Raw genomic sequence first — 20,513 nt, forward strand, 5'->3', positions numbered from 1 at the left:
ATTACTCTCCAGATTTCCGCGTATTGCTTCCGGTCTACCGGGTAATTCCCTCCTTCTCTATATCCGTTTCCTCGCTCGCAAAACGCTCCTTAAAGACGTCTTCCGCAGGTGCTGTTTCCAGGAAAACCGGTGATGCTTTGCAGGACGGATCGCCAATTTTGAGCAACTCCCGCATAAAATCACGCAATGTCTTTTCCTTGTTCAGGTACTTTTCCGCATACGTTCTCGCATGGTGCCGAAAAGCCGTTAAATCCGCAAGCAGGGCTTTGTCGATGGCGTCTTTCAGGGCTACAGCCGATTCCGGTTCAATCAGGACGCCCATGCGGTGGTGCTGCACGACATCATGCAAAGTCGTTCCCGGAACGGCAGAAACCAGAGCGAAACCGCCGGCGGCCAGAATTCCGGTTAATTTTGACGGCAGAACCAAGTCTGAAGCCGATTTTTTCTGCAATACCAGGTGAATATCAGCCGTCGCCAAAAGGGCTGACAACTTTTCATAGGGCTGCAAGGGGTAAAATTTCACATTCGTCAAGGCATACTCCCGCACGAGCGTTTCGAGTTTGCCCTGGCCCCCGCCGGTTCCGAAAAACAAAAATTTCACATCGGGTTGGCTCACAAAAGCCCGGGCAGCCTGGATGATGATTTCCAGTCCCTGCTTTTCGCCGAGATTTCCGGAATAAAGCACGACTTTGTCCGAAGGTTGCAAGCCCAGTTCGGCCCGCAGCGATTGCGTTTGCGGCAAGGGTTTGATGTACGTCCCATCGACCCAGTTCGGAAACAAAACGCACCCGGATTGAATCCCTTTTTTCAGGGCTACTTTCCGCACCATTCCCTCGCTGATGGTCGACACAACCCGGCTCTGCTTCAGAATATGGGATTCGACCCGGAACATGGTTTGTAGGAAATGGCGGTTTTTGATCATGCCCAGTTCTTTGGCCATATCGATCTGCAAGTCCTGAATATGGCACCAGAGCGGTACGCGCCGGATTTGGCTGTAAATGGTCGGCACCAGGCCCAGATGAAACGGGGGAGCCACACAGATCACCACATCGTAGCGCTTCGTAAAGAAAATCCGCACCCAGAAAAACAGGCTGCTGAGTACGAATGAAAACTCGTGCAGAATGCGTTTCAAGGCCGTTACCTCACGCGGAACGTACAGGGGGCAACGGTGGACGCGTACGCCCGCAATCCGCTCGGTATGCCACCACTTGCGCTTGTGCGACGCCTGGACGGCCCATTCGGGATAGTAGGGCATGGCGGTAATGACGTCGACCTCCTGATTCTGCTGAGCCAGCCAGGCGCCCATTTCGCCCGTATATTTCCCAATTCCGATGAGTTCGGGTGAGTAATTGATGCCGTAAATGAGTATTCTCATGAAAGAAGCGTGTAAGCCGACAAAACCGGATCGTTACGACTGCGCCGTTTGCAGTTCTTTGGTCTTTAGAATGATAAAGTATTCGTAGATCGCCTGCAACACGGCGTAGGTGACCCCCGCATGACCATCCAGAAATCCGCGACGCCAGATCGCCAGATAAAACCATTTGATGAGCGGGCGACCGGGCAGTTTGTAAAAGATGCCTTTCTGGTGATACCGACGCTCGCTGAAATCTTTGCTGAAAGCCGCCTTCTGAAGCGAAAACGACGTGCCGGCGTTCATATCCACCATCCGCATGGCGGCTTCCATATCCGCATACCCCAAATGCCGCTGCCACCAGAACCGGAAGCCTTTGCTGAATGGAAAATGATCCAAGAATCCCCCGATTCGGGCGACTTTTCCGTCCGGAATCGAAACGGGATTCACCAGCCGCTTGTACTGCATTTTATCGGGCCGAAACAGCCGCAGGTAGAAGGGCGACATTTGCGCGTGTTTCAACCACCGGCCGTTCCAGGCAAAATCGCGCCGTTGAATTTCGTAGGCCACCACCTCATCGGCGCCGGGTACAAACGTTAAAAGCACCTCTTTCAGTTGTTCGGAAACCCGCTCATCCGCATCGATGTACAACACCCACTGGTGTTTGAAAGGAATGTTGGCCAATCCCCAGTTCTGGTGGGCCGACCAGTTATCGAATTTACGCTGGGTAATGGTGGCACCGGCGGCCTGGGCAATTTCCACCGTTTTGTCCTCACTGAAGGAGTCAAAAACGTGGATGTCGTCGCACCAGGATACGGATTTTAAACAGGACGGCAGATCCTGTTCTTCATTTTTGGTAAGTATGAGTACTGAAATCATTTTGTTTGCAGAATACGGCCCTGGGCCATCAACTTACGACCTTACTAACGCCTTTAACCTCTCTTTTTCGAACGATTCGGGCGGGATTTCCAGCCACAATCTCGAACGGACGGACGTCTTTCGTCACCACACTGCAAGCCCCGACAATAGCCTGGGCACCCACCGTAACGCCCGGCATGACAAACGCCCGGGCGCCGATAAAAGCGTGGGCGCCGATGACAATGGGGGCGGTTATTAAATTCCGGGCCGGCTCATCGAATGCGTGCGTTCCGGTGCAGAGATAGGCTTCCTGCGCCACCGTGGCGTGTTCGTGAATTTCGATCCGGTCCAGTGAATAGGCGTTGGCCCCATCGCCCAAACAGGCGCGGTCATGCAGCACCAGATTCCAGGGAATCTGAATGCGGGCGTTTTGGTGAACAAACGGTTTTCCGGTTAGCTGCGCCCCGAAAACACGCAGCCAGAACAGGCGCCACGGGTTGGCGGGTTTGGGCGTCCAGGAACAGAATACCGTCCAGACCAGTTGCCAGCTTATCATTTTTATGCGCTGCGCTACCGTCCAGGGACTGTCATACGCTGACGCTTGCTGATGGGTTTTTATCATTTTGGGAAACTGGATAAATCTTCCTGAAATCGTCGATAAACCGCCTGGCTATCACGGGAATGGCATATTCGGTATTCACCTTGATGGCTTGTTTCGAGAGCCACTTTAAACGGGTTTCGTCATTCATCAGCGCGGCAAGTGCCTGCGCAAGCGCCCCGACCTGATCGTCGGCGGTGTGGTCATAATAGACACCGTTCTTCCCGTTTTGAATGAAATCATGAAAACAACCGAGACCCGACACCACCGGCACAGCCCCATATGCCATGGCCTCGCGCGGAGCCACCGGAGCCGCATCGCCACTGCCGTCCTGGGCGGGATAACAGAAAATACCGGCTTCGGCGTAATATTTAATCAGCACCTCATCATTGAAAACCGGCCCGATCCACTCCACATTCATTCCGGTTGAAAGCTGTTGAAGTTCCTGGTAATAAGCCGCTCCACCGCCCCCCTCTTCGAAAGACGAAGGCCCGATAATTTTCAGTTTCCAGCCCGATACCTGCTCTTTGGCCAGCAACCGAAAGGCATTTAACAAGACGTGAACGCCTTTTTCAGGATGCAGCCTTCCCACAAAGAGCAGCGTTTTTTCGCGCCGGATCGGGAGCGTTTTGATTTCAAACGGAACCGGATTGGGAACGTAGGAAATCAGGTGATGAAATTCCGGCGCAACCTCCTTGATGATGGCCTCACAGATAGCCGGTGAACAACCCCTTAAAACGCCCACATGGCGGTAAAATTTCATCTGCCCTTTTGGCACCCGCTGCACATCGACGTAGACTTTTTTTCCGCGTTCACCGCGCAATAAAAAGGGCGACCAGAAGGTGTTGGTAACGATAATATCGACCTTTTCAGGCAGGGCTTTAATGGCCCGAATCGAGTAGATTAAATCCAGAAATTTGAGTTTAAGAAGGGACGATGGTGTTTCGTAGCCCGGAATCCGTACGTAGCTTACCCCGTTCACGTTTTCTTTGGCGGGAAAATCGGCATGAGACCGGCTGATGTGGACAACTTCGTGCCCCATCGCAGCAAATTCCTGCCCCATTCGATACCATATCTTTTCGACCGCTCCGCCCCGAACCGGCGGTACCGGCAAAAATGCCCCTTGTATAATGGCAATACGCATAGTAAAATTAGTTACGGTTTAAAGCACGCAGCATCCGACGGGAAGCCTGTGACATGGTGAAATGCGTCTCGAAAGCGGTTTTGGCCCGCAACGCCATCTGCTGCTTTTGGTCTCCCGTCAGGGCAGTCCAGCGTTGGAGCAGCGTATACGTGCCATTTTCCGTATCATTTTCGATCATGCCGGCTTTTTCAAGCTCGATTTCCTTCCATATGTTAATTTGATCTGAAATAAGAACCGGTTTGGAACAGGCGAGGGCTTCAACAACGGCGATGCCGAAATTTTCCTGATGACTGGGCAGAATAAACGCTTCACAGGTGTGAAAACCACCCCATTTCGCGTTGCCTTCGAGCATACCGGGAAACAGAATGTCGGTATCTCCACCGGCCCGCTGCTGCATTTCCTGCCCGTAAGCGGTTTCCAGACCCGGACCGGCAATCACCAGTTGCGGCAATGAAACTCCCGCAGCTTTCAGTTTCCGGTACGCATCGATCAGTAAATCGACCCCTTTTTTAACGTGAATCCGGCTGATAAACAGAATAAATTCCCGGCTGAGTCCCCCGCATTTTGCCTGAAAAGCCAGTGCCATAGCCGGTGTAAAAGCGGGAGGAGCTTCTACGCCCAGACTCACGACATTTTCCGTTTTGGGTGAGTAGGGGCGAAACGGGATTTCGGCGAGCGTCTTCTCCATTTCACAGGTAAACAGCAAACCGTCGGCTTGATTGACCAGTTTATTTTCGATGAGCTGCCAGAAAATCCAGTTCCGAATGGCCTTGAGTTTACGCCCGGCGGCCCGCTGAAACCAGGGGTCCAGCATACCGTGGGGCATGACGTAGAGTTTCGGCTTTTTCGTTTTTAATTGTGCCAGGGCTTTGTGGGTCGCATAGGTATGGTATTGCCAAAGACCGTGGACAATCACCCAATCATACTGCGTAACGTGCTCCTTCATCCAGGGCAAAAAATCAGCACTATACTGCCAGGCGCTTTTGGCGGGGCCTGTTGCGAAAACCGGGAACGTTACGTTCTGCAAATAAACCGCCTGAGGATCATCCAGCGTCACTACGGTATTTTGAACCGAAAGCTGCGATAACCCTTTGATCATCGTCTGTACGGCCTGGCTTACTCCGCCTGCTTTTGGATCGATTCCCGAAACGACATGAAGAACGTGCATAAGTACGACCGGAATTAAACGAGTGTGTGAGTTTGCCCGGCAAAACGATACGTCCCAAGGATTTTTTGGTAGGCATCCTCAAGCTGATCGGTCGCGTTTTCGATTGTAAATCGCTTGATATTTGCCAATCCTTCGTCGATCCATTCCCGGCGTTTTTCAGCCGTTTCATTCAGGATCTGCTGAATCCGAACGGCTCCTTCATCCGCCCAAAGCTGGCTATCGAGCTCATCGAGGGGCCGACGCCGGAGTAAGGTGGCCGCTGTGCCGGCCACTTCCGTCATGGGTGCCTCGCTGGTGGTCATCACCCGACACCCACACGCCATCGCTTCGGCGATCGGCCAGCCAAAGCCCTCGGCCAGAGACGGAAACAAGAACACCTGAGCGCCCCGGTACGCGTGAACCACGTGCTGATCGTCAACGCCCGTCAGAAAATGAATGTCGTTTTGAAACGCCGACGTCCGCGCCAGTTCCGACAGTTCCGCTGTGGGCTCTTCGCCGATCATTAGCAGCGGTATAGACTGTAAATAGGCTTTTCGCCACGCATCATAAATCTCCAGCACGCCTTTGCGGTTTTTATACCACTGATTACCGCCGATGTGTACGAGGTAACCGGACGATAAATCGATGCCAAACCGGGCACTCAACACCGAGCGGGATTCCGCTGCCTGACCCGGCGTATAATTGGGATTCACGCCGTTGTAGATCACCTCCGAGAACGCCGGAGATGCTTTTAAAAACTGATGAAGATCGCCCTGCGTTTTGATGGAAACCGAAATAAAATTCCTGCCCTTCCGGTATCCTTTCCGGATATACGCCTGATACAATTTCCCGGTCCAGCCCGTCTGATTTTCCGGAATTTCGCCCAGAGCCGATCGCTGCGCCAGAAAGTCGTGGCAGTGAATGACATGCGGCCGATCCGCAACCAACGGCACCCAGGGTCCGAGGGCTTGATCGGCAAAGACAAACAATGTCTGCTTCGGTAATCCTTTGATTCGTTGCCGAACCTGAATCGGGAATAAAATATACTGATCGATGTAGCCCAGCCATTTTTTTAAAGCTTCCGGAACGGGCAGCGTATAAAAGAACGGTTTCGGTTGCCACGAATCCACCTCATGCCCGCGTTCCTGCATACCACTGGCCAGCCAGCGGGCATAGCGCGGCATACTTTGCGAACCGGGAAAAGACGGGTGACAAAAAATAACGATCTGCATGTTAGATGGCCTGATTGCGTTTTAGCTCTTCAATGATTCGGGTGCAGATGTCTTCGTTGCCCACCTTATTTTCCCGGACTCTCCGCATACCGGCCCGGCGTATCGATTCTCTTTTGGGTTCATTCTCCAGCAGGTCCCGGCAGATCAGCATACATTCGTCCACATCGTTCCAGAAAACTGCTTCTTCATTTTCCCGGTACATTTCCGTGTGTTCAGCGGTGCGTTCAGCGCAGAACAAACCGCCGATGTACGGGATTTCGAGTGAGCGCTGGGTGTGCAAATCCCGGTTTCCTTTCGAGAGCATCCCGATGCAGAGTTTTGCTCCCTGAATGGCGGCCACGTAATCCCGGCCTCCCAGGGCTCCACCCCGGTAGTGGGCTTTTAGCGCATTCCAGTGCGGTGATTTCTGCCAGCGGTCGCCCCAGATCGCCACCGGCAAACCGTTCTGGATCAATTTCAGTAAGAACTCGTCTCTTTTTTCATACCGCATCCAGGTGCCGATAAAAGCGATTTCCGAGCGAAATTGCGTCGGAATTTCTGCCAGCGTATCATACGGTTTATGCGCTTCTTCGTCGTAACTCCGGTAGACCAGCAAGACGTTGGACGCGCCGAGTTCACGGCATTCCTTTTCGGATTCGGTACGCACCACGACGACTAAATCATAAAAGGGCAGCGCTTTCAGCAGGGATTTAAACCGGCCGCCGTCCCGTTTTCCCGTAGGGTCATCGACATTGTAAAGAACCACCGGAGCACCAGCGGCTTTTAAGGTTTCCAGCGCCGATTTGCCAATTAACTCCCCACTATCCACCCAGATTAAATCAACGGTTTTCTGTTTTTCGAGTACCGTCGACAGCCATTTCCGGGTCCGGTTTTGTAGAAATTGGTAGCCGGTACGAAAATGAACTTTAGAGCCTAAAAACCCCTGCAACTGCTCTTTACACGCATCCTGTGGGTTATAAATCGTCACCAGATGCCCCAGTCTTTTCAGCGCCAGAAACCGGTGAAAGGAGGTAGAGGACGGGTTGTCTTCACCAATGTATACAATCGTCATACGACCTTAAAAAAGACGGAGTTTGCGAAGAACCAACAGGATAAACCAGTAGAGAAGGGCATCCTGAATCCAGCCCCGCATTAAAAAAGAATAAATATTAACGACGCTTTCCGAAAAATTAGAAACCGAAAATAAGGTAAAGAAGAAGTTCATCTGAATGAGTCCGGCCAGACTTAAACAGGTAGTCATCACGGCACCCTGCTGGTAATACATGACAAATAAGTCAACCAGCAAAAACAGGGGAATGACGCCAACGGCCATCAGTAAGAGATACCACCACCCGAAAGTCGCCATACCGGTACCGGCAAAATGGCCCGTCCGAAAACCGCCTAATCCCCCTTTACCGCCCGATCGATCGTACAAATAATCGCCGTAGGAGGAGGCATTGACGGTGAGTTTATCCACTTTTAGGTGGAAAAAATTTAAAACCGGCAACGGCAGAATAGCCCAGAATTTATCGATGGAATAACTGAGCATGTCATCGTTTGGCTTGCCCAGTTTATACGCCAGTTCCAGGCTGGCATCATTGTATTTCAGGTTGCAGAACCGCGACAGGAAGATGTTATCAAAATACGTCTCATCCCAGTCCCGAACTTCAATCACCGTATTCATGGCTCTGAACTGCTTGATGGCTTTTTTATTCTGCAAAACCTCGAGCGTTTTCAGCACCAGTTCCGTACTGGTCAGATTGCTTCTCTGCGCCCTGACAATCACCATGGATGTACCCAGATCCGCGAGCGGACCGGTTATAATCCAGAGTCCTAAACCGGCCAGGAGGGCATTTTTAAAATTGAAGATGTTGTGGTCGAATTTGCCTAACAAGAGCCCAATCAGATAGGCAATTCCCACCGCACTGATACCGGTCATGAAAAGTCCGCGGCTGTTTCCGCCCATGCCGACAAACAACAGCATGGAAGCAAAAATCAGGACTTTAAGCGTCGGCGGTTTAACGAAAGGTGGTCTTTTTAACGAGAATAAGGGTCTCAATAACAGGAATAAGGGCGTATAGGCGTAGGGTACCAATCCCTGAAAAAATTTCGCCACCGTTCCTCTTGCTTCGGCGGTTCCATCAAAATGGCTGCCACTGAGGTACGTAACGGCCATACCGGCTAATCCCACGAAGCCAATAATCCAGATTTGGAGATTGGAAGGTGTCGCAAAAAAATAATTCCGCTTTAAAACCAGACTCAGTTTATAATACAGTCTGCCCGCAAGCCCTTCGCGCCATTTTTTATAGAGGTGATGGGACGTTATAAAAACCACCAATGCCAGTAAAGAATGAATAAAAACGCTGTACGGAAATTTAAGATTATAGGTGATCGGTTTTCCTTCGAGCAGTGTAAAGATCAGCGGCAAAACATACTGGGTGAGTGAAAAACCCAGGATGATGACGGTTGAAAAGGTATATTTCGATAAGTTAAAAGCCGTCAGAACAAATTTATCGGCTAATCCCCACGCGAAGAGGACAAAAACCACCGCAAACAGATTGGCAGGACTAAAGAAAAACAGACTTTGCAGCAGAGCCGCCACAAAAACCGCTATCCAGATCCACCGTTTGAAGAGCCCTAAAAAAATAAAGCGCGGCTGAACCGGCAGAACAGGCGTCTGCGGTGCGGATGTAAGAGGCCGTTTCTGACTGGCTACCATGCTCATTTTCCTTCGACCAGGGCTAGTAGTGTTTCCCGAAATCCTTCGCCGTAGCGATCCCACCCGCCCATGCTTTTCACGCACTCGATAGCCGCCACCGACATGCTATCCCGCAAGGCCGGGTCATCAGCCAACTGCACTAATTTTTCGGTCATGATCGCCGGATTCCGAATGGGTACGATAAAGCCTTCCTGACCGTCTTTGAATAAATCTTCCGATCCCGAATTCACACTGGCAATGACCGGACAACCACACGCTAAGGCTTCTCCCTGCACCATGGCCAATCCTTCTTCTAAACTCGGAATGATAAAGACGCTGGCGGTGCTATACATGCGGGGAAGCTGAACGTTCGGGATCAGGCCTAAAAAAAACACCTTGTCCAGGTTTTGCCCGATCAGCAATTGTTTTATTTCCGATTCAACCGTTCCGATGACGACAAATTCCTTGTTGGGATGCCGGAGATTCTGGAAGGCATGTAAGGCATACATGAACCCTTTCCGAAGGCAGACATTGCCCACCCAGAGTACTTTAAATTTATCCGTACCGGGTTCGGCCACTTTATAAAACCGCTCAAGCCGGGCACCATACGGTATTTTAGAAAGTTTACTTTCGGGAACGCCCTGATCGATAAATGTTTTCTTTACGAACTCAGAAGGAATCGTAATCCGGTCGGCCTGTTCATATTCAATTTCTTCCTTTTCGATCACCCGCGGGTCGACTCCCCGAAACGTAAATCCCCAGCGGGCGTATTCTTCGCGCAGGATTTGATCCTGAAACCGGATGTGGGATGAACCCCGGTCGCAGATGAAATAACCGTTGTTGTCTTTCGCTTTTTTACCGGCGTGCAAGCCGTTGCCCGACAAAGCAATCAGGATGGTCGGATGGTCAATTTTTCCGGCTACATATTTATCAATCACCTGTTTATCGATCCATTCCCACTCTTCCGATAACCACTCCCAGTACTGAATTCCAATCAACCCTCTTTTCATGTAGGGCGTATGAATCCACGGAAACGTTTTTACTTTATCCTTCGGAATACCCTGTTCATCTTTTAATTTGAATTTAGGAAAGCCCGTGTATATCCTTTCCAGCAGTCCTAATCGTTCTAATTGTCTTGCGAGGTGGAAGTGATGAAACCTTCCGATCGCCAACTGGGTAACCTTCATGATTGAATTAGGCAGTTTTGCTGTAACAGTACTTGCCGATAACGGGCAGACGACTTAATAATAACAAGGTTTTCTCCACCCCAATCTTCGAAAACAGCTCCCAATATTTCTTTATATTCCAGCATAACGCCACAAAAGATACGGCCAGATACAACAGATAATAGTCCGGGAATGCACTCATCATGATCATGCCAAAAGCCGCTATCAGGACGGATCGAATCGCGATGCCGTACGATTGGTTCGGCCAGCGCATGTGATGCGACTGAAGCCATTTTCTGGCGTAATACCGGAACCCAATAGCGGCTGCAATTTCGGCGGTTAATAGCGAGATGCCGGCACCGACGATGCTGATTTGGGGTACGAGAAAAAAGATACCGGCGATAACGATCAGTGACGATACCAGCGAAATACCCATTTGTAATTTGAGCAAATTATTCCCGGTGACGATCGCGGTGGCCGGTTGGGCGATGCCATACACCAGCACACTCAACGACAGCGTCGCGAACAAATAAGGATCGTATACAATCTGGCCTTTCGTCCACATCGTAAACAGGAAAGGAGCGATGGCATGGATCACCAGCACGGCAGGAGCCAGAACAGCCACCACCACCAGCCAGATGCTATCGAAAGCGACCTGCATTCGTTCCTGATCCTTGGTGTGCAAAAACCGCATCAACTCCGGCATCAACGGGTTGGTAATGGTAGAAAGCCCTTGCAAGGCCACATTGGCACCGGTTCGCATCGTTACAAAAGCCGCCAGACTGGCTGCGCCCACCAGGGGAGACAGCAACAGCCGAACGCCCTGCTGTTTGAAATTTTCCAGAAAATACCGGCCCGACAACGTAATGGAAGTAACGTACTTTTCGAAGCCCATCCGCACGGAAGCCGTCGTGATTTGAATGCTTTCCCGTTTTAACAGCGTGTTGGTATCCAGAAATTGAATGAACATGATCGCCATTGACCCTACGGATGCCGCGATGTTAACCCCCAGTAAATCGGCACCATTTATGATAAAGGCCACCGTAATGAGTGAAGTAAGAATGGACGAAATCACGTTCCACCACTCCATCCGGGGGTAGTAACCAAAGGGGTTTAATGCTCTAAAAAACAGCCCGATAATATTGGAGGCTATCCACGTAACCCATTGCAGTATGAGCGACCACCCAACCTGATTTCTAAAGCCCGGATTGCTGACGCTTTTTTCGTTGAACAAGAACTCGATATTGCTGTAAAAGGCGATGTAATATAAAATGGAGAGTTCCAGAACACTCAGAATCAGAATGACACTGACCCCGGACCAAAGCAGGGAGGCAATTTGGGGTCGGTTGGTGGTGCCAAATTTCAAAAATTCAAATTGTAAATAATCGCTGTAGCCTCTCCCCAGGGTATTTAAAACATTGATCAGAGCCTGAATGGCAATGTATACCCCATAGGTTTGAATGTCCCAGTAGCTCAGAAAGATGGGAACAAGAGCCACCTGAGTGAGCATGGTAACCCCAATTCTTGCCCAGGAAGCCGCTGTACCTGAAATCAGTCGTTTAGTGGTTGACATACATTGGTTTGCTCATCATGGATTAAACTCAAAAACTTCTCCTATCACGCCTTCTTTACAGCTTTAATTCCGACTGAATGATGGGCAATAAATCTTTCGCTAATGCTTTTTGTCCCTTGCTGTTCAAATGAATTTCATCATTGAACATGTCGAACGCCATGCGGTTGATGCGCATCGGAATCTGATTTTTTTTGCAGAATTCTTCGATTACCAGGCCGCCCCGGTCGACCGTATTTTTCGTCAGTTCCGACTGGGAGCGGTGTAGATACAGAAAGAACGGTATTTTTAACTGTCTGGAAATACTGTCTAAATCGGCAAACCCTTTGACCAGATTCTCAGGTTCTTCAGCGGTTTTTTCCTCTTTCGTAGCGGGCTCTTCGGATCTGAAATAGCGATCTTCTACGGTTGCCCACGCTTTTACGACCAATTTGGGCCAGGCAAACGCGTCATTCTTATCCGGATGCGTTGACGTTACGCCTACAATGGGCTGAAAAGTCATCGGGTCGAATGCGTCGCCACTATTGGCCACCATCAAAATCATATCGGCACCGAACATCCCGAATTTCTTCAAATAAGCCACCACATTGTCGGGCGACCAGGTTTTGTCACTGATGTTTAAGACACGTACTTTTTTACCGTATTGACGAAGCAGTTCTTTCTCTACGAGGGTGCTGGCCAGACTATCCTGATCGATGGAATTACCGCCGTTGATGATCGAGTCGCCCACCAATAAAACCACGAGGGTATCGGTTTTGGCAACGGGCGCACTGCGCATGGAGAATTCATTGGTGGTAAATCGATTCCGGTAAATCCTGACATCCTGATTGGGTTTTAGCAGGTATTCATATTCGTTACTGGCGTCGTAGAGGGGATAGCTGGTTAATCCGTAATAGCGACCGCCCAGCTCCACCAGCAGCAGAAAGAGACAAAAAATAAGGGCCGCCAGCGCTATTTTTTTCATGAATTGACAGACTGATTTGAGCGTCGTTTCTCGCCCGTTATCCGGTTTTTTTTCGCGTAAACGTTCCGGAATTAAGAAATACCGGCTGGTTTTGATACGGCTTCGCCCTTTCAGTCCCAGGCTGGACCTAACTTGCAGTGTTTTAGGGTAGTCAGAAATTGCAGGGGCTCAAACGTGGCCTTCAAGCCGTAACCAGCGTCTTCGATAAATCAACTTTTATGACCATTTGCAGCGAATCGATAAACACTTGCAGTGTTTTCCCCTGCTGGTTCATGACGTTGCCTTCCAGATCCTGAAAACAGCCGGATTTTATTTTGATGCGGTCGGATGATGAAAAGGCCTCAACCTGAATGTGGTTGTTATCGGTTTCTTTCAGCATTCGCCGGATGATCTCGATTTCGGAGTCCCGAACCACGGCCGGTTTATTCATCCAGAACAGGTAGCGAACAATACCGGGTACCCCAAATACCCGATCGCGTTGCTGTTCTTCCAGATTCACAAAGCAGTAGGACCGGAAAAGTGGTTCTTCGACGGTTTTCATTCGGTCCGACCACTTTCGTTTTGTTTTAACCAGCGGACAATACACTTCGATCCCGCGCTCTTTCAACTTGTCGGCCACCGCCTTTTCGGTTCGGGACTTCGTATACAATACGTACCAGGACATAGGCTTGCAAAAGATTATCCCGTTACCAGGCGTTTTTATTTTCACCAACCATGGCCTTCACCGTCAGCCAGCAAATCCAGAGATCGAACAGAATGGATTTTTTCCGGTTGTAGAAGCGGTCATATCTGACCCGGTGGCGCATTTTCATCACATGGTCGATTTCGCCCCGGTATCCATTGATCTGGGCCAGTCCGGTGATCCCCGGTTTCACGCGGTAGCGTTTCCGGTATTCAGGCATTGTATTCCAGAATTGTGCACTGTGCTGAATGGCGTGGGGCCGGGGGCCAACAATGCTCATGTCGCCGATGAGCACATTGAGGAATTGCGGCATTTCGTCCAGATTGGTTTTTCGCAGAAACCGCCCGATCGGCGTGATCCGCTCATCGTTTCGCTTTGCCTGTTTGAAGGAAGCCGCCGGATTATGCGTCATCGTTCTGAATTTCAGACAATTAAAAGAAGCACCACGATACCCGGTACGTTTCTGGATGAACAGAACGGGGCCGGGTGAGCCCAACTTGATCAACAGGCCTACCAATGGAATCATCCAGATCAGGATACACACGGTAACCAGAAAACTCAGGCAAATATCGAAGGCACGCTTTCCAAAATACCGGTATGTAAAATCACTGCGTCGGTTCCGTTCCTCCGCATAGACATAAAGGGTTTGGTATTGTGAGTTAAGGCTTAGCATATTGCTTTTAACTGTCTAATTCGGGTTCGTTACAGGAGAATGACGGTCAGGAAAGCCGTCGAAGCTTGGTATTAGGCGATCAACATAGCCTGTTGGTGATTTAATTACTTAAAAAGGTCGTCGGATCAGGTTTTTCGGTGTTTTCCTTTTCCCCTCTGCTGATTAGGATCCGTCCCCCCATAATATTCGCCATAGCCATAATTATAGTAGTGCGAATCGCCTTCTCCAATGGCATTCAGAACAATGCTCAAATTCTGGAATCGCTGTTCCTTGTAGAGAGCGTCCACCATTTTCAGGTGGTTTTTGGGCGTATGGTCGTGCCGGATCATAAACAGAGTAACATCGGCAAACGGCGCAATCACCTGCGAGTCGGTTACGAGCCCAACGGGTGGAGAGTCCACCAGAATGTAGTCGAACCGTTGCCGCAACTCGCGAAAAAGCTGGCCCAGACGGGGCGAACTCAACAACTCCGCCGGGTTCGACAGGAGTGGCCCCGCCGTAATGATGAAGTAGTTGTTGTATCCCATGATGGGCTGAAGCAGTTCATCGATCGTCGCTTCTCCCAGCAGGTAATTGCTGATGCCGGCGAGGTTTTCCATGTGCAGGCTCTTGTGCAGTTGCGGTTTCCGCAGGTCCATCTCCAGAATAACCGTCGTCCGTTCCACCATCGCCAGGCTGGCCCCCAGATTGAGGGAAATGAACGACTTGCCTTCCCCACTGATGCAGGAAGTGAAGAGCAGCACCTGGCTGCGCTGCTCTTCACCTTTCAAAAAATGCAGATTCGTCCGCAAAGCCCGAATCTGCTCCCCAATGACGGAGCGCATTCTCGGTTTGAAAACCAGGTTGTCGCTGGACATTTTACTGCCCTTCACAATCTCGCCTAAAATGGGAACCTGCGTGAATTCTTCCACGTCGGAACGGCGCATTACCCGGTCATTGAGAGCCGATTTCAGTTCAATAAAACCAATGGGCAACACCAGGCCGATGCAGCCGAAGATCAAAAAGATGGACGTTTTTACCGGAGCAATCGGCCCTTCGTCCGTGCGTGCTGCGTCTACAATCCGGCTGTCAGAAACCGTCGAAGCCGCCGACAAAGCGGTTTCTTCCCGTTTTTGAAGCAGGTAGGTATACAGCCCGTTTTTGATGACCTGTTGCCGGGTGATGTTGAGCAGGGTGCGCTCCTTCCCCGGAACGGTCCGGATCATGTCTTCCATCCGCCGGTTATTCGCCAGCAGGTGGTTGCGGCTGCTGGTCAACTGCTGCCGCATCGTCTGAATGTTTTCGTTGATGCTGCCTTTGATGGTTCTGATCTGGCTGTCGATCGATTGGAGCATGGGGCTGTTGCTGGCCATCATGCGCGACATTTCATCGCGTTTCAGTTCGAGTTCCGATACTTTGGTGAGCAGGCCGTTCAGGGTCGGGTCGTTCAGTCCGATGGTGGCGGGAGCAACACTCTTGTCACCAATCTGTTTGGCCACGTAGCGCTCAATGTCCGCCAAACCACTCAACCGCATGTTTACTTCATTCAACTGGGCATCATTTTCCTTGACAGTCATCAGGAAGGTCTGAGCCTGGATGCTTAGATCCGTAATGCCCTCGGTCGATTTGTAGGTTTCGACTTCCTGTTCCACTTTCGAGAGTTCACCGGCAATCAGGCTCAGCCGCTCCTCGATGAAGTGGAGCATGTTACTGGCATCCTTGTTTTTGTCGAAAACGGCCTCTTTGCTGTAGGCATTGACCAGTTGGTTCAGGATCGCTTCCGCTTTGTCCGGCACGGTTTCTTCCATACTGATTTCCAGCACATTGGACTCTTTGGCCGCCGGTTCAACGCTCAGTTTATTCAAATAGCTGTTGACGGCTCGCGAGTGCGTTGCTACCGACACCAGCACGGGTGGTGTGCTGGCCGAAATAGGCTTGAGCGCAAATACGCGAAGCAACCCGTAAGGCGTTTTGATATTTTGGTTAAACGGATAGGAGTAGCCATTTAACAGGAATGTTTTTTCATCCACGAACGTAAACGCCAACTCGCTGGAAAACAGGCTTGGATGCTCTTTTTCAACCAGCAACCGGATGGGCGACTCCCCGTAGATTTCCTTGTTGTACGTTTTGGTGGGGTGATAATACTGAACGTCTAGCCCCAGACTTTTCACCACCCGGTCCATGAGGGTGTAGGACTTAAGAATTTCGATCTGGTCGTCGATGCTGACGTTCTTATTAAAAAGATAGAGTTCTTTCATCAGGTTCTCGGCCGAGACGCCCCCCTTCTTTTCATCTTTGATCAGCAAACTCGCGTGCACCCGGAAAACCGGCGGCTGATACAGCAGGTACCCATAAGCCGCTCCGAGCATGATCGCGATCGAAAGCAAAAACCACGGCCAGAAGCGTAAATACCGCATGAGCGTAGCCCGTAGATTGGGCTGTGGTGCTATTTCATAGGCCTGATAAGGCGTGTATGAGTTATTTACCATAGTATTAACGCGTTACAACAATGGCTATGATCGAAAGCGCACTGAGGATAATAGGTACTAACTGATAATTCCGGTCTGCATTGGCAATTCGGGCCTTACCGGGTTCAACATACACGATATCGTTGGGATGCAGGTAATAGAATGGCGAGCGAAACAAATCCCGCCGGGTTAAGTCAACGCGGTTAAACGTCCGCTGCCCGTTTTCTTCACGAATAACCAGAATGTTCGTACGCTGTCCGAAAATGGTAATATCACCCGCCAGCCCCAGGGCTTCGGGCAACGTAACGCGCTCATTGGGAATGGTGAAGAGGGAGGGACGGGCCACTTCTCCCGTGACGGAAATCTGAAAGCTCTGGTTTCTGACATTCACCGTTGGTTCTTTCAGGTAATCGAGCAGTTTCTGCCGGATCTGTTTGGCCGCCTGGCTGCTGGTGAGTCCCTGGACGGTCACTTTCCCGATCAAAGGCAATTCAATCTGCCCTTCTTCGCTAACCAGGTAACCGGTCACGTAAGGCATGGGGGTTGTGGCGGAACTCTGCCCGGTCATGGCTGTGATGGAGGTATAGGGATTGAACAGAGCCGTGGCCTCCGGGCTAAAACTGCTCACCTGAACAGACAACACATCGCCCACTTTGATGGTCGCAATATACCGTGGAGAAAGCGCAATGGTGTCTTTATCGTTCCCGCTTTTCTGATACAGTACCAGTTTCTTGCTTGATATACAACTCGTCAGAAAAGCACACAGGCCCAACACCCAAATCGCCCCCCGAACACCCAGTTTACATTGATTCATACCGTCACTTTCATAAAATAATGATACTGATTCTGCAAATAACCGGACTGCTACTGCCAGACTAACTCATCCACTTCGCGAACAAGACGTTACCCTTGTCAAAAAGTTTTGCAAGTTAAGTAAAATTACTCAATTCAAAAAACGAAAACAATTTACACGGCCTGACGTTTCGGGGTACTGATTGGGTTGCCTGATCCTTACGTAAACTCTCTGGATGCTATTACCATTCCTGATGGAAGCAACTGTATTACAAAAATAATACTTATAAATTGAATAAAAATAGAATTTAATTTTGTAAATACGTTAAGTAATTCCGCAATCTCTTTTATCAGACACATGACTTACGAATTCCTTACGACTTTGATCGCAGAATCGACTACCGTTCCGGAAACGGTAAAAAATCAGACATTACTCAAGTTTTTACGGGAATATAATTTCTACAAATTGTGCTAACCCTGCTTAGGTATGTAGTATTTATAACCATTTTATTTGCTTGCACAACAATTTGTCATTACCTTGTATCGTATTGATCAACCATCCTATTTAACAGACAAAGAAATTCAATGAATTTTATTCATTGAATTTCCCTTACTTTATTATATGGCGGTGATTTTTATGTATGATAATTCAAACCGGGCGCGAGTAGCAGGGCTTCCGGCGCAAACGCATCCTCCCCGAAGCACGAAGTGACCGGATCAACCGGGGCATTTCCAGAATAGCAGAAGGAAGGGGTTTCGGGTCGGTCCGCCTTCCCGGTTTACATTTCGCTGGTAAACTGAAAATATTTTTGATGAAGAAAGGAAACGCGAAAGTGGCCACGGCCTGATCTGAAAACCGGGCGGTTGCTGCTAATCCAGATACCGGATTGCCTCAGTCTGCCTTCAGCACCCGTACGGTTTTGACTTGGTCGGCTGTGCTGACCCGGAGCCACAGAAGCCCCGCCGGCTGACCGGCAATCAACACCGTCTGCCGCTCAACGGCACCGGCCCGTCCTATCCGATGCTGGGTGACCAGTCGACCCTGCACATCCGATAATTGCCAGTGAACCGGCTGGTCTTCGGCGCCCCGAATCTCGATTTCCAGCGCGTCCCCCATAATCGGATTTCCCAGCACAGTCACGCTGAGATCCATTGTTTCTTCGGCTGATAAACGCGCGTTCGCACACTGATAGGCTTTGGGAGACCCCTTCAGAAGGTACGTACTGCCCAGCACCCTGGCCCGAACCATCGCGCCATTTTTTAAACCTGCCGGAGGTGAAAAATTGTACGCATGAACCCCGTTGCCCTTCCCCGCCGTCTTTAAATCTGTCCGGTAAATCGCAGCCTCCGCGCGCCCTAAAATCGTAGTAACAACCGGCGACCCGCTTTCAAGGTAGAACTCAACCGTCAAGGGTGTGTTCGGCTTGTTGCGATCCCAGACCCAACCCCGGATGCTTCCGCATTCCAGTTTATCCAGAAAACCCTCAAAATCCCCGGTTACGACGGGAGTGACGGCGGCAGGTTTAACGATCAAATCAAAACTGACCTGGCTCGTTGCCCCTTGCTCATCGGTGGCCGAGTACGTCAGTTTGTAGGTTCCTTCTTTGACCGGCGTACCGGTGATAATGTGATTGAACGCCGTTGCACTCAGACTTCGGTTGCCGGTATTCATACTCAATCCGCCCGGTAATTCGCTTAATCCATACGTCAGGGTTCCGCCTTCGGGATCGGTGAAAGCCACCAGCGTTCCCGAGAAAGGTACCCCCACCTGGGCCGTCAGCGGGGCAATCAATACGGTGGGAGAGGGCGGCTGCGGAGGTTTATTGGCCGTAGGCGTCGGGCTGGGTTTAACGCACAAAACCGTTGCCACCGCAGCGTGGCTAACCCGATCAAAGCGGTCGTCCCGAATCGCGTTCGGTGAACTTTCCAGCTTCAGGTTGCAAACCAGCGTGTTGTAGGAACCGCTGTTCAGATACAACGCATTCGCGCAATTGATAGCCGTGTTGTTCTCGAAAATACTCCCCAGAATCGCCGGAACCTGCTCATCCTGATAAAATGCCACGGGATGATATTCCAGGTAATTAAGGTACCCTTCCGGATATTCCGCATCCACCACCGCCGGGATGTTCGGAACGCCCGCCCGCAACGTGTTGCCCCGCACCTCCAGCCCCACCACCGACGTACCAAAGGTTTTTTCCTGGGCGTGCTGCACGGGATGGACGCCAATGAACACGCCATTGGCCCCATTCGTGTTCGAAACGGTGTTGCCCACAATCTGGGTGTTATACATCGGCATAAACTGCTGACGACCGTCCGACTGCTGCTGAATCGGTGTCAGGTCAATCGAGCCGCTGTTGAGCAGGGTGTTGTTGACAATCGCTACCTGGGTTGTCGATGTGTGATACAGCGTGATGCCGCGGTGATTACCCGACAAGCGGTTGCCCTGAATCAGCCAGTTGCGTGCCCCCCAGTTGAAAACCGCATACCGGCTGCCCACGCCCGGAATGACGTCCCAGGCCCGATCCAATTGCAGTGTCGAGCCGCTCCGGCTGGTGATCCGGCGCCATTGTCCCATCCCTTTTCCGCTTACAATGGCCACCACCGGCTGCCGGCGAAAGCTCCCCCAGGTCTTGCTCTGGTCCTGCAAGGTTGTGGCCGTGGCTCCGCTCACCGTTCCGGCATCTTCATCGATACGGTCGCCCCCTCCCCCCTCGCTGATGATCGTTTCGCCATCTCTGCCGTTCTGAGCCGGGCCGTTGACGACCTTGAATTCGTTCTTGAGCACCGCTACATTCTGCGCAAAATTCATGATCAGAACGTGGTGGATCGTATTGGTTGGATACCGGGCCGAGCCGTCGCGGATGACTACGTTGTTCTCAAAAACCCCGTCGCGGGTTTTGTCCAGATTGAGCCCATCGACAGCGTAAGTAAAGGTATTTCCCCGGAGTACAAAATGGCTGCATCCGTCCAGTTGCAGCGGCCCCCGGTAGTTAAAACGGCTGTCGACGCCCTGGCTCAGATCGGTGTTGGCAATCACCAGCTTGTCGCTGTTGGCCAGCCACAGCCAGTCGCTGCGTTTAAGATCGAACCGAACCCGTTGCAGAAAAATCTCCGTACCCTGTCCCCGGCTGCTGTTCAGCTGTTCGCTGCCTGTTTCGTCGATGTTTAGCAGCGACAAATCCGCCAGACCGGCCTGCCGGGTGATTTCCGGC

Annotated in this window: 16 protein-coding genes; all 16 read right to left on the minus strand. The window is 50.9% G+C overall.

Going from position 1 to position 20,513, the window contains the following annotated elements; genetic code table 11:
• Positions 1 to 34: 34 nt before the first annotated feature.
• Positions 35 to 1,375, minus strand: coding sequence for a WcaI family glycosyltransferase (locus FH871_RS22845; protein ID WP_138993744.1), 1,341 nt, complete (start codon positions 1,373 to 1,375; stop codon positions 35 to 37).
• Positions 1,376 to 1,408: 33 nt separating this feature from the next.
• A complete protein-coding gene (locus tag FH871_RS22850; protein ID WP_138993745.1) occupies positions 1,409 to 2,230 on the minus strand; it encodes a glycosyltransferase family 2 protein in 822 nt (273 codons plus the stop codon).
• A 28-nt stretch (positions 2,231 to 2,258) separates the two neighbouring features.
• Positions 2,259 to 2,831, minus strand: coding sequence for a DapH/DapD/GlmU-related protein (locus tag FH871_RS22855; RefSeq protein WP_138993746.1), 573 nt, complete (start codon positions 2,829 to 2,831; stop codon positions 2,259 to 2,261).
• Positions 2,797 to 3,951, minus strand: coding sequence for a glycosyltransferase family 4 protein (locus FH871_RS22860; protein ID WP_138993747.1), 1,155 nt, complete (start codon positions 3,949 to 3,951; stop codon positions 2,797 to 2,799). Before FH871_RS22860 ends, FH871_RS22855 begins: the two co-directional genes overlap by 35 nt.
• A 7-nt stretch (positions 3,952 to 3,958) precedes the next feature.
• Positions 3,959 to 5,119, minus strand: a complete 1,161-nt coding sequence (locus FH871_RS22865; RefSeq protein ID WP_138993748.1) for a glycosyltransferase — start codon at positions 5,117 to 5,119, stop codon at positions 3,959 to 3,961.
• A 14-nt stretch (positions 5,120 to 5,133) separates the two neighbouring features.
• Positions 5,134 to 6,330, minus strand: a complete 1,197-nt coding sequence (locus FH871_RS22870) for a glycosyltransferase family 1 protein (RefSeq protein WP_138993749.1) — start codon at positions 6,328 to 6,330, stop codon at positions 5,134 to 5,136.
• A 1-nt stretch (position 6,331) separates the two neighbouring features.
• Positions 6,332 to 7,381, minus strand: coding sequence for a glycosyltransferase (locus FH871_RS22875; protein ID WP_138993750.1), 1,050 nt, complete (start codon positions 7,379 to 7,381; stop codon positions 6,332 to 6,334).
• Positions 7,382 to 7,387: 6 nt separating this feature from the next.
• On the minus strand, positions 7,388 to 9,034 hold the full coding sequence (locus FH871_RS22880) for a hypothetical protein (RefSeq protein ID WP_138993751.1): 1,647 nt from the start codon (positions 9,032 to 9,034) through the stop codon (positions 7,388 to 7,390).
• The gene (locus tag FH871_RS22885; protein ID WP_229317501.1) at positions 9,031 to 10,017 is read right to left on the minus strand and encodes a glycosyltransferase family 4 protein; all 987 of its coding nucleotides are present in this window, start codon (positions 10,015 to 10,017) and stop codon (positions 9,031 to 9,033) included. The genes FH871_RS22880 and FH871_RS22885 overlap by 4 nt, the downstream gene beginning before the upstream one ends.
• A 184-nt stretch (positions 10,018 to 10,201) precedes the next feature.
• On the minus strand, positions 10,202 to 11,746 hold the full coding sequence (locus tag FH871_RS22890) for a lipopolysaccharide biosynthesis protein (protein ID WP_138993752.1): 1,545 nt from the start codon (positions 11,744 to 11,746) through the stop codon (positions 10,202 to 10,204).
• Between the two features lie 55 nt (positions 11,747 to 11,801).
• Positions 11,802 to 12,707 (minus strand): hypothetical protein, encoded by a 906-nt coding sequence (locus FH871_RS22895; RefSeq protein WP_138993753.1) that lies wholly within the window; start codon positions 12,705 to 12,707, stop codon positions 11,802 to 11,804.
• A 181-nt stretch (positions 12,708 to 12,888) separates the two neighbouring features.
• Positions 12,889 to 13,371 carry a UpxY family transcription antiterminator gene (locus FH871_RS22900; RefSeq protein ID WP_138993754.1) on the minus strand — a complete coding sequence of 161 codons (483 nt, stop codon included), beginning with the start codon at positions 13,369 to 13,371 and terminating at the stop codon, positions 12,889 to 12,891.
• Positions 13,372 to 13,393: 22 nt separating this feature from the next.
• Positions 13,394 to 14,062 carry a sugar transferase gene (locus FH871_RS22905; protein WP_138993755.1) on the minus strand — a complete coding sequence of 223 codons (669 nt, stop codon included), beginning with the start codon at positions 14,060 to 14,062 and terminating at the stop codon, positions 13,394 to 13,396.
• 125 nt (positions 14,063 to 14,187) lie between these two features.
• The gene (locus FH871_RS22910) at positions 14,188 to 16,530 is read right to left on the minus strand and encodes a tyrosine-protein kinase (protein WP_138993756.1); all 2,343 of its coding nucleotides are present in this window, start codon (positions 16,528 to 16,530) and stop codon (positions 14,188 to 14,190) included.
• Positions 16,531 to 16,534: 4 nt separating this feature from the next.
• Complete coding sequence (locus FH871_RS22915; RefSeq protein WP_138993757.1) at positions 16,535 to 17,323, minus strand: polysaccharide biosynthesis/export family protein; 789 nt, start codon at positions 17,321 to 17,323, stop codon at positions 16,535 to 16,537.
• 870 nt (positions 17,324 to 18,193) lie between these two features.
• Positions 18,194 to 20,513, minus strand: a 2,320-nt coding sequence (locus FH871_RS33230) for a putative Ig domain-containing protein (RefSeq protein ID WP_229317506.1), incomplete at its 5' end; no start/stop codon positions are given.

The sequence above is a fragment of the Larkinella sp. C7 genome (assembly GCF_006149005.1).
Classification (GTDB): Bacteria; Bacteroidota; Bacteroidia; order Cytophagales; family Spirosomataceae; genus Larkinella.